The sequence below is a fragment of the Streptomyces sp. NBC_01241 genome (assembly GCF_041435435.1).
In the GTDB taxonomy this organism is placed as follows: Bacteria; Actinomycetota; Actinomycetes; order Streptomycetales; family Streptomycetaceae; genus Streptomyces.
On the sequence record NZ_CP108494.1, the window covers coordinates 7,793,574 to 7,807,650 of the forward strand.

Annotated in this window: 10 protein-coding genes; 5 read left to right on the forward strand and 5 right to left on the reverse strand. The window is 69.6% G+C overall.

Annotation, left to right across the window (positions count from 1 at the left end; translation table 11 throughout):
* Positions 1 to 7: 7 nt before the first annotated feature.
* From OG306_RS35420 to OG306_RS35435, 4 genes are all read right to left on the reverse strand, one after another.
* The gene (locus OG306_RS35420) at positions 8 to 2,440 is read right to left on the reverse strand and encodes a polysaccharide lyase 8 family protein (RefSeq protein ID WP_327258482.1); all 2,433 of its coding nucleotides are present in this window, start codon (positions 2,438 to 2,440) and stop codon (positions 8 to 10) included.
* Positions 2,441 to 2,462: 22 nt separating this feature from the next.
* Positions 2,463 to 3,863: a M60 family metallopeptidase gene (locus OG306_RS35425; protein ID WP_371666294.1), complete on the reverse strand. Its 1,401-nt coding sequence runs from the start codon at positions 3,861 to 3,863 to the stop codon at positions 2,463 to 2,465.
* 161 nt (positions 3,864 to 4,024) lie between these two features.
* The gene (locus tag OG306_RS35430; RefSeq protein WP_266750447.1) at positions 4,025 to 5,119 is read right to left on the reverse strand and encodes a LacI family DNA-binding transcriptional regulator; all 1,095 of its coding nucleotides are present in this window, start codon (positions 5,117 to 5,119) and stop codon (positions 4,025 to 4,027) included.
* A gap of 223 nt (positions 5,120 to 5,342) precedes the next feature.
* The gene (locus OG306_RS35435; RefSeq protein ID WP_266750449.1) at positions 5,343 to 6,329 is read right to left on the reverse strand and encodes a hydroxyacid dehydrogenase; all 987 of its coding nucleotides are present in this window, start codon (positions 6,327 to 6,329) and stop codon (positions 5,343 to 5,345) included.
* Positions 6,330 to 6,668: 339 nt separating this feature from the next.
* Here OG306_RS35435 and OG306_RS35440 point away from each other — a divergent pair, with 339 nt between their 5' ends.
* From OG306_RS35440 to OG306_RS35455, 4 genes are all read left to right on the forward strand, one after another.
* The gene (locus tag OG306_RS35440) at positions 6,669 to 7,682 is read left to right on the forward strand and encodes an ABC transporter permease (protein ID WP_266750450.1); all 1,014 of its coding nucleotides are present in this window, start codon (positions 6,669 to 6,671) and stop codon (positions 7,680 to 7,682) included.
* A gap of 82 nt (positions 7,683 to 7,764) precedes the next feature.
* Complete coding sequence (locus tag OG306_RS35445) at positions 7,765 to 8,625, forward strand: carbohydrate ABC transporter permease (protein ID WP_371666074.1); 861 nt, start codon at positions 7,765 to 7,767, stop codon at positions 8,623 to 8,625.
* Positions 8,626 to 8,686: 61 nt separating this feature from the next.
* Positions 8,687 to 10,360, forward strand: a complete 1,674-nt coding sequence (locus OG306_RS35450; protein WP_327258480.1) for an extracellular solute-binding protein — start codon at positions 8,687 to 8,689, stop codon at positions 10,358 to 10,360.
* Entirely contained in the window at positions 10,357 to 11,823 is a 1,467-nt protein-coding gene (locus tag OG306_RS35455; RefSeq protein WP_327349190.1) for a M1 family metallopeptidase, read from the forward strand. The genes OG306_RS35450 and OG306_RS35455 overlap by 4 nt, the downstream gene beginning before the upstream one ends.
* 90 nt (positions 11,824 to 11,913) lie before the next feature.
* Here OG306_RS35455 and OG306_RS35460 read toward each other — a convergent pair whose 3' ends face one another.
* Positions 11,914 to 12,936 carry a LacI family DNA-binding transcriptional regulator gene (locus OG306_RS35460; RefSeq protein ID WP_323184065.1) on the reverse strand — a complete coding sequence of 341 codons (1,023 nt, stop codon included), beginning with the start codon at positions 12,934 to 12,936 and terminating at the stop codon, positions 11,914 to 11,916.
* Between the two features lie 273 nt (positions 12,937 to 13,209).
* On the opposite strand from OG306_RS35460, the gene OG306_RS35465 reads away from it, so the two are divergent.
* The gene (locus OG306_RS35465) at positions 13,210 to 14,073 is read left to right on the forward strand and encodes an ABC transporter permease (RefSeq protein WP_266750458.1); all 864 of its coding nucleotides are present in this window, start codon (positions 13,210 to 13,212) and stop codon (positions 14,071 to 14,073) included.
* Positions 14,074 to 14,077: the final 4 nt, after the last annotated feature.

The following is a 14,077-nucleotide window of genomic DNA, read 5'->3' on the forward strand; positions in this document are numbered from 1 at the left end:
GTGTGGGTTACTGGATGAGTTCGGCTCGGTGGGTGTGGCCGCGGGAGCCGCCGACGGTGACGGTGAGGACGGGCCTTCGGCCCGGGACGAGGCTCACCGTGTCATCGGCGTCCACGACGGACCGTACGTGGAAAGGCAGCTCGACCGAGAGCGTGGTGAGCGTCCGGCCCGGGTCGGCGACCGCGACGCTCACGCGCGCGCCGTGCCGCCGTACGAGCACCGACGCGGGGCCCGATGCGGTGATCCCGGCCGCTGTTCCGGCGCCCCAGAAGTTCACCGCGGTCAGTCCGGCCCGGCGTACCTCCACGGCCTGTGCGGTGGTGTCGTTGGCGACGATCCGGACCGGCCGGGACCGCGACCAGGTGGCGGTCGCCGCCGCCGACGCGCCGGGCAGCAGCACGTAGGCGTAGTGGGCGTCGGTGGGGGAGGAGCCGTGGTCCACCCAGAGCGTCAGATAGCGGCGGGTGACCGGATCGGCGCTGCCGCCCGTGTCCGACCCGGAGTTGATGTCCTGCCAGGTGCCGGTGCGCTGTTCACGCAGGGCGTGCAGGGTGGTCCCGCCGGGGAACACATAGCCGCCCACGCCGTCCGTGTGCGCCCACCGGGCTCCGTCGAACTCATGGGTCCAGCCCTGGTCGACGGGCTGCCGGACGCCGTCGATCAACAGCCGGTGCCCGCCGTCGGCGCCCAGGTTCCGGTTCTCCACGATCGTCTCGACCCGGCGGCCGTCGCCCGCCGTGATGCCGGCACCGAGCGCGATCACCGCGTTGTCCAGCAGGAACCACGACTTCCTGGCCCGCAGGGTGGTGCCCTGCGCACCGGTCACCTCCATCGCGGCCGCCACGTACCTGCCGTCCAGCACGGCACCGCCCGCGACGGCATTGGACGGACAGTAGGTGGACGTGCCCGCGCTCGTGCCGAGATCGGTGCGCTGCCGGGTGTCGACCGTGGTGCCGGGGAGCCGGTACGGGTCGACGGTCGGCCAGAAGCCGTCGTTGTACTGCCGCAGATCGTCGCCGTCGTACAGATACGTCATGCCGTCGCCGGTGTACCAGCCGTGCAGGTTCTCGCCGTTGCCCGCCTCGTACGCCGAGATCCGCTTCGACGACAGCGACAGCGCGCAGGCCCAGCCGGGGCGGCGGTGCACGACGCGGTCCATGTCGGCGAAGACGAGACTGCCGGTCGTACGCGCCTCGGCGGGGACGGTCCCGTCGTTCAGGACGGCCTTGGCCAGGGCGAGTCGGGGCAGGCTCGCGAGGGTCTCGAAAGGGGTGGTGCGGTTGCGGATCAGCCAGCCCTTGACCAGTGCCCGCCAGCGCTTCGCGTACTCGGCGGGTGCACCGGACGCGAGGAGCAGGATCGCCGCGACGGCCGCCGCGCCGTCGCGGTGGTCACCGGCGGCTTGCCGGGAGATCGCCCGGCCGCGCACCGAGTCCATCATCAGTCCGTCGAAGATCACCGGGGTGAAGGTCCGCTCGACGGCCTCGTACATCACCGACACCTCCGGGTCGGCCACCGCCCACTCGGACCCCGCCAGCAGCGCCAGCAGATAGGCGGTGCCGCTGAGCAGCACGACGCCGTACGTACCGGTGTAGGCGACCACATCGTGCTGGACGAACGACCCGTCCTGGTAGAAGCCGTCACCCGACGTCGCGTACCGGAAAAGGCTGTTGCGGCCCACGTCGCGTACGTCGGAGAGTGCGTCACGGGCCGAGACCAGCTTGGCGGCGTCCCGCCCCAGCAGCCCGCGCAGCGCCACGATGACGGCCTTGTCGGTGCGGTTCGCGCCGGTCTCGGACAGTGTGGGGGAGTTGGTACGGCGGTCCGCGTCCGGGCAGAACCGGTCGACGACCGCGAGATAGTCCGTCAGATCGGCTGCGGGCAGCCGGTCGCGCAGGATGACGGCGCAGTCCATCAGCGCGCGCGGGGCGCCGATCTCCCAGAACCACCAGTTGCCCGTCTCGGGCTTGGCTGGGTTGTACGCGATGTCGTGGCTGAAGCGCAGCGCGGCGACGAGGGCGTCCGCCACCTGGATGCTGCCGGTGAGGGAGGTGCCCTCGGTGGCCCAGGCGGTCGCGAGGGTGCGCAGCCGCGTGTAGCTCTGGCCGAAGTTGCCCGGGTCGGTGAGGGGCGCGAGGTCCGGCCAGAGCGCGGTGCGTCCGGCGCCGCGGTCGAGGGTGTCCCACAGGCCGGTGGCCGTGGCGTCCAGTGCCGCGACCGCGGCCGTGAAGTCGGCGTCGGCGGGGTCGAACCCGCCGCCGGTGAGCAGCGTTTCGGCCCGCTGGAGCAGCGTGTCGAAGTCGGCGGTGGCCGCGGCTCCCGCCGATGCGGCCGCGACCGGACGGGCCTGCGCGCCGCCGGCCGATGTCAGGAGTGTTGTCGTGGCCGTGACAGCGGTGGCGCTGCTCGCCGCGAGGAGGGTTCTTCTGCTGAGGTTCACGGTGGACTTTCTTTCGTCGCGGTCAGTCGGCCAGCGCGGACGGGTCGACGGGCGGCTTCGGCAGGTTCAGCGCGGCCAACTCGGCCCTGCCCGTGGCATCGATCGGGAACGCCCAGGTGTTCACGAAGAAGTCCGTGAGGTCGTAGCCCGCGATACGGCTGGAGTACGTGGCGAGGGCCCGGTAGCGCTTGTCGTCCTCCGTGTACTGCGACTGCGGGTTCTCCTCGCGCACCAGCTTGTGCAGTCGGGGCCAGAAGTCGTCGCCGAAGGCCAGCTCCAACTGGCGCAGCGGGACGAGCTTCTCGTACGCGCCGAACGACTTCTCGTAACTCAGCCCGGCCGTACCGAACTTGAGCTGCGCGGACTGGAAGTAGGTGAGCCCCGTCGTCGCATCGACGGTGAGCAGGTTGGACGGTTGCTTCAGGGTGCGCTGTGCAGCCAGCGAGTAGATGTTGACCGTGACCTCGGTCAGACCGCCGGGCTTGTACGCGAACTGCTGGTGCAGATGCCCGAGTTCGTGGTAGAGCCCCCAACCGCGGGTCCGTAGCCCCTCCACCGTCGTGGCCCGGTCGAGATAGGCCCGCGGGAAGCCGTTGTAGCCGTGGGTGGCGTAGGCGCCGACACCGGTCGGCACCTTGCTGACCTCGGTGAAGTGGTACGGCCCCGCCTTGCGCCGGTGTACCGGCTTCGAACCGTCGAGGCCGCTGATCCGGGCATGCGAGTCGGTGATCGTCTCGACCAGACCGAGCAGAGCGGCATGGTCCTCGCCGCGGTACAGCAGCGCACCCTCGCGAGTGAGCGTCATGATCGTGTTCGGGGCGTGCAGTTCGACGTACGGGGAAGCGGTGAGCGTGTCCAGTTGGTTCTGGAAATCGGCCTCCGAGGTGCGGCCCAGGGCGAAGACCGGCATGGGGAGGGCACCGGAGCGGACCAGCACACCGGCCCGCTCGCCGCGGCCCGTCAGGGTGAGATAGACCGGGCCGCCGTGCGGGTCCGTCACGGTGTTCGCGCCCGCGGTCAGTGGATAGCTGCGCGGCTCGGTGATCTCGCCGTAGTAGTCCCAGGCGCCGATCCACAGGGTGGGCAGCAGACCGTCGTGCGGCTGGACGGTGAGGGAGAGGGGTGCGCCGGCCGGCACGTACAGGCCGGTGGGCTGGAACTCCGAGCCGCGCAGGGCCTGTCCGAGCCGCAGCCGCTCGGCCTCGGCGGCGGGCCGGGCCGTCAGGGCCAGCTTGACCGGGCGGGCACCCGGCGCGGCGGTGGCACCGGCCGTCGCGGCCCGGGCCGGGCCGGCACCGGCGCCGAGGGCGAGCGCCGCTCCGGCTCCGGCCGCGGCGGCGAGAACGGAACGCCTGCCCACGGGGGAGGCGTGGGCGGAACGGGCGGTGGAGGAGCCGGCGGAGTCTGCGGAGTCGATGGGCATACGCATGCGGAACTCTCCCTGCGGAAGCGATGAGGGGCGGAAGCGTGCGGAACGGTGCTGCTCGGCGTCAGCATGTAAGCGGTTGCTATCGACCCGCAAGGGGAGTCGGGAAGTTACTGTGATTTTCTATGGCCAACTGTGGACAGGCGGGAAGTAACCGGTCACATGCGGGTGGGGCGTCCCGGCCGTGGCGCAACGGAATCGCGTACCACGATGTGCGTACCGAGCCGCAGCACACCCGTCGTCGGCTCGCGCCAGTCGTCCTCGTCGCCGCCGGTCACGGCGAGCCGTACCGCCTGACGCCCCATCTCCTCCAGCGGCACATGGACGGTGGTCAGCCGAGGCCGCAGCTCCTGGGCCACCGGGATGTCGTCGTACCCCACCAGGGACACGTCCTTCGGTATCTGTACCCCGGCCTCCTCCAGGGCCTGCGCCGCGCCCGCCGCGACCATGTCGTTGGCAGCGAAGACCGCGGTGAAGTCCGGTCCGTCCCGCAGTAGTTCCACCATCCGCCGGTATCCGAAGTTGCGGCTGAAGGCGCCGGACTGGACCAGCTCGGGGGCCGGGGCGATACCGCGCAGCCGCAGGGCTCGTTGGTGCCCGGCCAGCCGGTCGCGGGTGGTGGAGAGCTTGGGCGGGCCGCCGAGATAGAGGATCCGCTCGTGCCCCTGCATCAGCAGGTGGTCGGTGATGGCGAAGGCGCCGCCCTCGTTGTCGTACTCGACCGCGACGGTCGGGGCCTGTTCGCCCAGCGGTGGCCTGCCGCACAGCACGAGTTTCGATCCGCCCGCGTCCAGCTCGCGCGCCCTGCGGGCCAGTTCGCTCATGTAGCCGCGGTCCGCGAGGGAGCCGCCGACCACGACCACCGCGTCCGCCCTGCGCTCGTGCATCAGATCGATGAACGCCAGCTCGCGCTGCGGGTCGCCCTGGGTGCAGCAGACCAGGCAGAGCCGGCCGCCGAGCGCCGCCTCTCGCTCCACGCCGCGCGCGATGTACGCGTAGAACGGGTCGATGACCTCGTTGACGATGATGCCGACGGTGCGGTTGGACACCCCGGCCAGCGCACGGGCGTGGGCGTTGACGACATAGCCGAGCTCGCGCATCGCGGACTCGACACGCTCCCGGGTCGCCTCGGCGACCGGGTAGTTGCGGTTCAGTACGCGGGAGACCGTGGCCGTAGAGACGCCCGCGCGCCGCGCGACATCGGTGACCGTCGCGCGCCGTTGTCCGTCCGCGGCCGTGCTCTGCCGGCGCATCCGGCTCACCCCCTGGTGGCTGTTGTGTGACGCCGAGCCTAGTGCCCCTCCCGGCAAGCTCTGCCCCGTCGCGCCGCCCATCACGCACGCTCGCCGCGTTGGCCAAGAGCCCTGGTGGCTCGGCTACCAGGACGTCCGGCCGCCTTGCGATCGCACGCACCGGACGACGCTCCTTCCGGGCAGGCACGGCCGGCCGCGGCACTGGCCTGTGCCGGGACGGGGCTCATGCGATCCTCCCCAGGTCGGCCCGGTGCACCGGATGGTCGAACGGTGTGCCGTGCGCGTACCGCGTCAGCTCGTCCACGGCGAGCGCCCCGAGTCGCCCCACCTCGTTGCCCTGAGCGCCCGCCAGATGGGGGCTGAGGAAGACGTTCGGGAGGTCCCACAGGGGGTGACCGTCCGGCAGCGGCTCGGGCGAGGTCACATCGAGGACGGCGTCCAGCCGGCCGCTGACCAGGTGCTCGGTCAGCGCCTCGGTGTCCACCAGAGGGCCGCGCGCCGTATTGACGAGCAGGGTGCCGGGGCGCATCAGGCCGATCCGCCGGGCATCGATGATCCCGCGGGTTTCAGGCGTGTCGGGGGCGTGGACGGTCACCACGTCGCAGGTCGCCACCAGGGTGTCCAGGTCGGTCGGGGTGACGCCGAGGAGTTCCGCCTCGGCTTCACCGACATACGGGTCGTACAGCAGGACTTCCGCATCGAGCACCCGGAGCAGCTCGATGACCCGGCGGCCGATCCGGGACGCCCCGACGACGCCGATGGTCAGGCCGTGCGTACCGAGCCAGTGCTGGCGGTCGAGGTCGGCGGCGGTGCGGTGGGTGCGCCGGGCGCGGAAGAGCCCGGCCAGCGGAAAGACGCGTTTGGCGCCCATGATGATCGCCGCCAGGGTGAACTCGGCGACCGGCACGGCATTGGCGGCGGCGGCCGAGGAGACGACGATCCCCCGGTCGAACGCGGCCGGGGTCAGAAACGTCTTCACCGTGCCGGCCGCATGGATGACGGCACGGAGCGCGGGCGCCCGGTCCAGCAGTTCGGCGTCGACGGGTGGGCAGCCCCAGCCGGTGAGCAGGACCTCGGCGGCACTCAGCGCCGCGGCGGCTTCCGGGGAGTCGAACTCGCTGATCACGAACGGGCTGAGGAGGTCGGCCGTCTCCTCCAGACGCGCCCGCACCGGTGGCGGAAAAACGTCGTCGAGCAGTCCGGGGCTCATGGCCAGGACTGTGCGCGGCCGTTGCGGGGGCGGTGCCGCAGCATCGCTACCGGAATGAGCCGGTGCCTCTTCGGTGGTTCGCACCCTGCCTCCGGATAGTAATCGCGTTCTATGGAATGACCGGCACGCTAAGGAGCGCGATGGCCGACCGTCAAGCTCACAGGTGACCCAACCGTCCGCTTGATCAGCTTTTTTGATGTTTCGTTGGGTCTGATTTGATGCGCCGGATGTCGCATCTCAAGGACATTCACCCAGATCTCTTGACGCTTGGGTTAACCGCTTACTAACTTGCGGCCTCAGAAGGCTCAAGTCGCGCCACCCAGCCGAACAGGAAAGACCATGGCTGAAACAGCACCCCCGTTGCCGCGGGAGAAGCGGCGGCAGAAGGCTGAAATACCCTCTCCGCCCGCTGCCCAGGCCGCCGTCGCACAGCACCGGCTGACGCTCTGGCAGCGGATCAAGCGGGACCGGATGATGCTGCTGCTCACTTTGCCCGGTCTGCTGTACTTCGTCGTCTTCCACTACGTACCGCTGCTCGGCTACGTGGTGGCGTTCCAGGACTACCAGCCGTACCTCGGCTACATGCACAGCGTCTGGGTGGGGTTCGCCAACTTCTCCGCGGCGTTCAGTGAGCCGGCCTTCTGGTCCGCGACGTTCAACACCCTGAAGATCGCCCTCGTCCAGCTGGTGTTCTTCTTCCCGATCCCGGTCGCGCTGGCCCTGTTGCTCAACAGCATCGCGAGCGACCGCGTCAGGCGGTTCGTGCAGAGCGTCGTCTACCTGCCGCACTTCATCGGCTGGGTCATCATCGTCTCGATCTTCCAGCAGATCCTGGGCGGCGCGGGCCTCCTGCCCGACGTGCTCGACGGTCTGGGGCTGCCGCGCTACGACATGATGAGCGACCCCGACGCCTTCCCGTGGCTGCTGACCCTCCAGGTGGCCTGGAAGGACGCCGGCTGGGGCACGATCATCATCCTCGCCGCGCTGCTGAACATCGACAAGCAGCAGTACGAGGCCGCCGCGATCGACGGCGCGGGCCCGCGACGCCGCCTGTGGCACGTGACCCTGCCGGGCATCGCCCCCGTACTCATTCTGCTGCTGATCCTCAATCTCGGGCAGATCCTGTCCGTCGGCTTCGAGCAGATCCTGCTCCAGCGCGACGCGGTCGGCCCGGACGCCGGTGAGGTCCTCGACACCTACGTCTACTACCACGGCATCAAGGACAACGACTGGGGCGTCGCAGCCGCCGTCGGTCTCGTCAAGGCGGTCATCGGCACCGCACTCGTCCTGGGCGCGAACAAGTTCGCCCACCGACTCGGCCACGAAGGGGTGTACCGCGGTGCTGATCGCTGAGAAGACGCGCGCCACAACGGAATCCGCCGCACCGGAACCCCCGCCCGCTCCTGCCCGGAAGTCCGACGGCAGGCCCCCGTGGATGGAACGGCCGACCCGTGTCGGGCAGATCGCCAAGGTGGTCGCCATCGTCGTGGTCGTCCTCGCCGTTGCCTACCCGCTGGTCGGCGTCATCGGCACGAGCTTCGCCTCGCAGACCGACATCATCAAGAGCTCCGGTCTCGTCCTGTGGCCGGACCACCCCACCCTGGATGCCTACCGCACCATCTTCACCGGCGGAGTCGTCACCCGGGCGCTGATCGTCTCCGTGGGCATCACCGTCCTCGGCACCCTCGCCAGCCTGCTGGTGACCGTCGGCATGGCGTACGGACTGTCCCGTCGCGACGTCACCGGCTCCCGCTTCATCCTGATGACGGCCCTCTTCACGATGCTCTTCAACGCGGGCATCATCCCGAACTTCCTGCTGGTCAAGGGGCTCGGCCTGTACGACACCTACGCGGCGCTCGTCATGCCCACCCTGGTCAGCGCCTTCAACCTGGTCGTCCTGCGGTCGTTCTTCATGAGCCTTCCGGAGGAGCTGTACGACGCCGCGAAGGTCGACGGCGCCGGAGACTTCCGCATCCTGGTGCGGATCGTCCTGCCACTGTCCAAGGCCGTTCTCGCCGTCATCAGCCTCTTCTACGCGGTGACGTACTGGAACGCGTTCTTCAACTCGCTCCTGTACCTCAACGACTCCGACAAGTGGCCGCTGCCGATGGTGCTGCGCACCTACGTCCTGCAGGGCCAGAGCCTGAACGCGGCCTCGGCCGGTGAGGTGCTCGCCCCACAGCAGGCCGTCCAGATGGCGGTCCTGGTGATCGCCGTCGTACCGATCCTCTGCGTCTACCCGTTCCTCCAGCGCTACTTCACCAAGGGCGTGCTCACAGGCGCCGTCAAGGGCTGAGCGCAGCCACAGACCCCACAGACCCCCACTCCTTCCTTCCCCTTCTCCCAAGGAGATTCAGGTGTCGAGCTCCACCCCCATCAACCGCAGAGCACTGTTCCGCATGGGAGCGGGCGTCGGTCTGGGACTGGCCGCCGCCCCGCTGCTCGCCGCCTGCGGCGACGGCGGCACGACCGCCAAGGCAGAGGTCAAGAGCGCCTCGCTGCTCCCCAACTCCGCGATCCGCAACATCGGCCTCAAGCCCGACCTGCCCGGCACCGCGGCCGGCGTTCCGCAGGGTTTCTTCCGCTATCCGGCCAAGCCGCTGCGCGCCACGAAGAACACCCCGCTCAAGGGTGCCCAGCCGATCAGCGCGACGATGGAGACCTTCTCCCCGCCGCCGCCCGCGCGCGGCAAGAACATCGCCTGGCAGGAGATCGAGAAGCTCCTCGGCGGTCAGGTGAACATCACCGCCGTCCCCGCCGACGACTACGGCACAAAGTTCTCCACCATGGTCGCCAGCGACAGCCTGCCCGACCTCTTCATGTACCCCGAGGCCGGAGGCGTCGACAACAAGGCGGCCTTCCTCCAGGCCAAGTGCGCCGACCTGACCCCGTACCTCGCCGGGGACAAGATCAAGGACTACCCGAACCTGGCCGCGATCCCGAAGGGCGCCTGGCAGGCCGCGATCTTCGGCGGGAAGCTGTTCGGCATCCCGATCGCCCGCACCGGCACCGGCGGCGCCGGCTTCTACCGCCACGACCTGTTCGAGGAGGTCGGCGTCACCAGCCTCGACCAGATCACCGACCTCGACCGGTTCGTCGAGGTCTGCAAGGAACTGACCCGGCCGAAGAAGGACCAGTACGCGATCATCGCGGGCGCCACCACGATGCTCGCGATGTCCGCGGGCGCTCCCTACGCCTGGCGGCTGGACGAGAAGACCGGCAAGTTCACCTCCGACCTGGAGACGCCGGAGTACCGCAAGGCCGTGGAGACCGCCCGGGAGCTGTACAAGGCCGGCTGCTACTACCCGGGCACCCTTCAGATGTCCGGGGCGCAGAAGGCCCAGTACACGGACATGTTCAAGAACGGCAAGGGCGCGTTCGTCTACGACGGCATGCCCACCTACCTGGCCCCCGGCGTCGGGTACATCGCCTCCATGGGAGCGATCGACAAGAAGTACGACCCGCGCCCCTTCGTCCCGATCGGCAAGGACGCCATCTCCTGGATGGACAACCTCAAGCTGGAGAACACCCACGTCAAGAAGGCGTCCGCGGAACGGGTCAAGCAGATCCTCGCACTCGCCGACTTCGCCGCCTCGCCGTTCGGCAGCCAGGAGTACACGCTCATCAACTACGGCGTGGAGGGCAAGGACTTCACCCGCGACGACAAGGGCAACCCGGCGCTCACCAAGCAGGGCACCCAGGACGTCACCGTGCCGTGGAAGTTCATGGCCTCCGCCGTCCCCGCCATCTTCAGCGCCGACTCGGAGCAGGGCGTCCGTCACGTCCACGACGCCTTCACGAAGCTGATTCCGATGATGGAGCCCGACCCGACGCTCCAGTACTCCTCGCCCACCTGGGACTCGAAGGGCTACGGCAGCCTCTACACCCTCAAGCAGGACGCGCTGAAGGACATCGTCGCGGGCCGCAAGCCCATGTCCGCCTACGACCAGCTCGTCAAGGACTACCTGGCCAAGGGCGGCGAGCAGGCCCGCGGCGAATTCGAGGACGCCTTCCAGAAGGGGAAGAAGTGACGACGCGACGCACAGCCCTCAGACTCGGCGGCGCGGCGGTGGCCGCGGCCGTCGTCGTACCCGCCCTCGGCTCGCCCGCCGGAGCGCAGCCGCGCCGCTTCGACCCGAAACCGGGCTCCGACGGCGTCGGCGACCCGCTGTTCCCGACCCTCGGCAACGGTGGTTACCAGGTCGTCCACTACGACCTCACCTTCGACTTCACCCCGGTCACCTACGACTTCACCGCCGTCGTGAAGATCAACGCCAAGGCGACCCAGGACATCTCCGCCTTCAACCTGGACACCGACGGCCACATCATCGAGTCCGTCGCCGTGGCCGGCCGCCCCGCCACCTGGGAGCTCTCGCCGGGCCAGAGCGGCCAGGAGTTGACCGTCACCCCTGCCCGCCCGCTCCACGACAACCAGGCCTTCACCGTCGAGATCCGCTACCGGGGCAACGGCAAGGCGCCCCGACTCGGCCTGAGCGGCTGGAAGTTCGGCACCGACGGCGGCTTCGCGTCTGCCGCCCAGTCCTCCCGCGCCGATACCTTCCTGCCCTGCAACGACACCCCGTCCGACAAGGCGACGTGGACCTTCCACATCAGCGCACCGCAGGGCTACGTCGCCACCGCCAACGGCGAGCTGCTCCACAAGACCCCACGCGCCGACGGCTCCACTGTCTGGCACTTCGCCCTCCGTGAGCGCATGGCGACCGAACTCATCGGCATCGCCGTCGTCAAGGGCACCTATCTGTACGGCACCAGCCACCGCGGACTGCCACTGCGCCACATCGTCCCGCAGGGCCAGGAGGAGAAGTACGCTCCGATCGTCGCCCGTACCGCGGACCATCTCGCGTGGGCGGAGGCGAAGTTCGGCCGCTACCCGTTCTCCGTCTACGGCCTCCACATCTACGACGGCTACACCGACGCCCTGGAGAACCAGACCCTCTCCCTGTTCTCCACCAACTGGTTCAAGCCCGACGCCAACGGCCGGCCCGGCTACGAGACCACCATGGTCCACGAGCTCGTCCACCAGTGGTTCGGCGACTCCGTCACCCCGAACGACTGGCAGCAGGCCTGGCTCAACGAGGGCCCCGCCGTGTACTACGCCGGCCTGTACGGAGACGAACGCGGCTGGTCGGTCTTCGAGGACAAGATGAAGGCCACCTACGAGAAGCTCGACGCCGTCCGCGCCACCGACGGCCCGCCCGGACTCCCGAAGGCGCTCGGCGGCACCAACATCTACGACGGCGGCGCACTCGTCCTGTACGCCCTCAGTCTTCAGATCGGGCAGCGGCAGTTCGACAGGGTCATGCGTGAGTGGGTGAAGCGCTTCAAGGACTCCACGTACACCAGCGAGGCCTTCATCCGGCACACGGTCGACGTCACCGGCGACAAGTCCCTCGACCCGTTCCTGCGCGACTGGCTCTTCGGGGCCGTGAACCCGCCCATGCCCGGCCACCCCGACTGGAAGGCCTCCGCGTGAACCGCCGCAGCGTGGCGCTCTCCCAGGTGCTCGTCCACCCGTAGGGCCGCTCCCCAGGGCCCTACGGCCCCACCCCCCGGACGCCGCCGGTCATCCGACCGGCGGCGTTCCCGTACTCGCCCGCACCACCACCTCGCCCGCCACCCGCACGACCCGGGCCCGCTGCCCCGCCGACCGTTCCCGCAGCGCCAGCGCGATCACGTCCTCGCCCATCGAAGTAAGCGGCAACGCCACCGTGGTGAGCGCCGGTGACAACTCCCGGACCAGCGGGATGTCGTCGAAGCCCGCCAGCGAGACATCCTCCGGCACCCGTAACCCCGCCTCCCGCAGCGCGGCGAGCGCACCGACCGCCATCACATCGGTGACCGCGAACACGCAGGTCGGCCGCGGACGGCCACAGGCCAGCAGCCGGCGGGTCGCCGCGTACCCGCCCTCGCGGGTGAACGCGCCCTCCACGACCCGGTCGAGCCCGATCCCCGCCTCCGCGAGCCCTTCCCGGAAGCCCGCGAGCCGGTCGGAGACCGTGGTCAGCGCGGGCGGCCCGGTGAGCACCGCGAACGTCCGGTGCCCGAGCCGCACCAGCGTCCGGGCGAGCGCGGCCGCCCCCGCCCGGTTCTCCGGCTGTACGGTGTCCACCCGCAGGCTGCGGTGCCGGCTGACGACCGCGACCCGTCCGCCGCCCCGTACGTACGGCGCCAGTTCGGCATCCATGGCCCGCTCCCACGCCCGGTCCTGGAACCCGGAGCCGATGAGCAGGATCGCCCGGGCGCGCTGGGCCCGCAGCATCGAGACGTAGGCGATCTCCCGGGCGGGCTCCCGGAACGTGGAGGCCAGCATCACCAACAGATCCTGTTCGGCGGCGGCCCGCATCACACCACTGGACACGGCGGCGAAGTAGGGGTCGCTGACATCATGGCAGATCACGCCCACCGTGCGGTTGTTGGTGGCGTTCGCGAGTGCCTGTGCGTGAGCGTTGGGGATGTAGCCGAGCCGGTCCGCCGCCGCCCGTACCCGCTCGCGCAGATCGTCGCGCACCCTGGCCGTGCCATTGAGGGCGCGCGAGGCGGTGGCGGGGGAGACGCCGGCCTCCCGGGCCACGGCGTCGAGCGTCACATGCGCCGCCGCGCGAGGGGCGTGGCGCGGTCCGCGGTGGTGCGGTTCCGGGTGGTGCGGTGTTCCCCATTCACTCAAGTCGACCCCCAAGGGCGCGGTGGTGGAAGGCGCGAAACTTGTCGACGACCTATTGACCTTGCGTGCAGGCAGTCATTAGCGTGGCGAAAACCTTATCAGAAAGCGCTTTCTGAAAGCGTCTTCTGAAAGCGCCTTCTCGTCATCGCAGGATCGTACAGCTCTCCACAACTGCTCAAGAAGTGCAGGGAGTTACCAGTGAGTCAGAGTGTGTTGGCCAAAAGCCCACCCGAAGCGGCGGGAGTCGTCCGGCGGGCCGGGCCCTCGGCGGGGGAGCGGTTCGCACGGGCGGCCGAGCAGAGCTGGCGGCCCCTCGCCCTGCTGCTGGCCTGTTTCGCCGTCTGGTGGGTGATCTCGGCGGCGGAGTTGGTGAAGCCCTACCTCGTACCGTCGCCCGGGGCGACCCTCGACGTCCTCACCGGCAAGGCGGGCTATCTCTGGCAGCACACCTGGGTGACCACGTACGAGACGCTGCTCGGCTTCCTGATCGCCGTGGCCGTCGGTGTCCTCGCGGCCGTCGTCATGGTGTACTCCTCGACCGTCGAGCGCACGCTCTATCCGATCCTGCTGTTCGCCCAGGTCGTACCGAAGATCGCGATCGCGCCGCTGTTCATCGTCTGGCTCGGCTTCGGAATCGGACCGAAGATCCTCATCGCCGTGCTCATCGCCTTCTTCCCCGTGGTGATCTCCATGGTCACCGGCCTCAAGGCGGTCGACCCGGAGATGCTCCAACTCTCGGCGACGATGGGCGCCAAGCCGTGGCAGACCTTTCTCAAGATCCGCTTCCCGGCCTCGCTCCCGCATCTCTTCTCGGGACTCAAGGTCGCCGTCACCCTCGCGGTGACCGGCGCGGTCGTCGGCGAGTTCGTCGGCGCCAACGAGGGCCTGGGCTATGTGATCCTCCAGGCCAACGGCAACCTCGACACCCCGATGCTCTTCGCCGGGCTGCTCGTGATGTCACTCATCGGCGTCGTCCTCTTCGTCGCCGTCGAGATCGCGGAAATCCTGCTGCTCCCGTGGCACGCCAGCCGCCGGGACACCTCCGCCACCACCACGTACTGATTCC

Excerpts from the sequence above, each read along its gene's own strand:
- OG306_RS35425 (WP_371666294.1), bottom strand. The coding sequence starts at position 3,863 with ATGCCCATCGACTCCGCAGACTCCGCCGGCTCCTCCACCGCCCGTTCC.
- OG306_RS35430 (WP_266750447.1), bottom strand. The coding sequence starts at position 5,119 with ATGCGCCGGCAGAGCACGGCCGCGGACGGACAACGGCGCGCGACGGTC.
- OG306_RS35435 (WP_266750449.1), bottom strand. The coding sequence starts at position 6,329 with ATGAGCCCCGGACTGCTCGACGACGTTTTTCCGCCACCGGTGCGGGCG.
- OG306_RS35440 (WP_266750450.1), top strand. The coding sequence starts at position 6,669 with ATGGCTGAAACAGCACCCCCGTTGCCGCGGGAGAAGCGGCGGCAGAAG.
- OG306_RS35445 (WP_371666074.1), top strand. The coding sequence starts at position 7,765 with ATGGAACGGCCGACCCGTGTCGGGCAGATCGCCAAGGTGGTCGCCATC.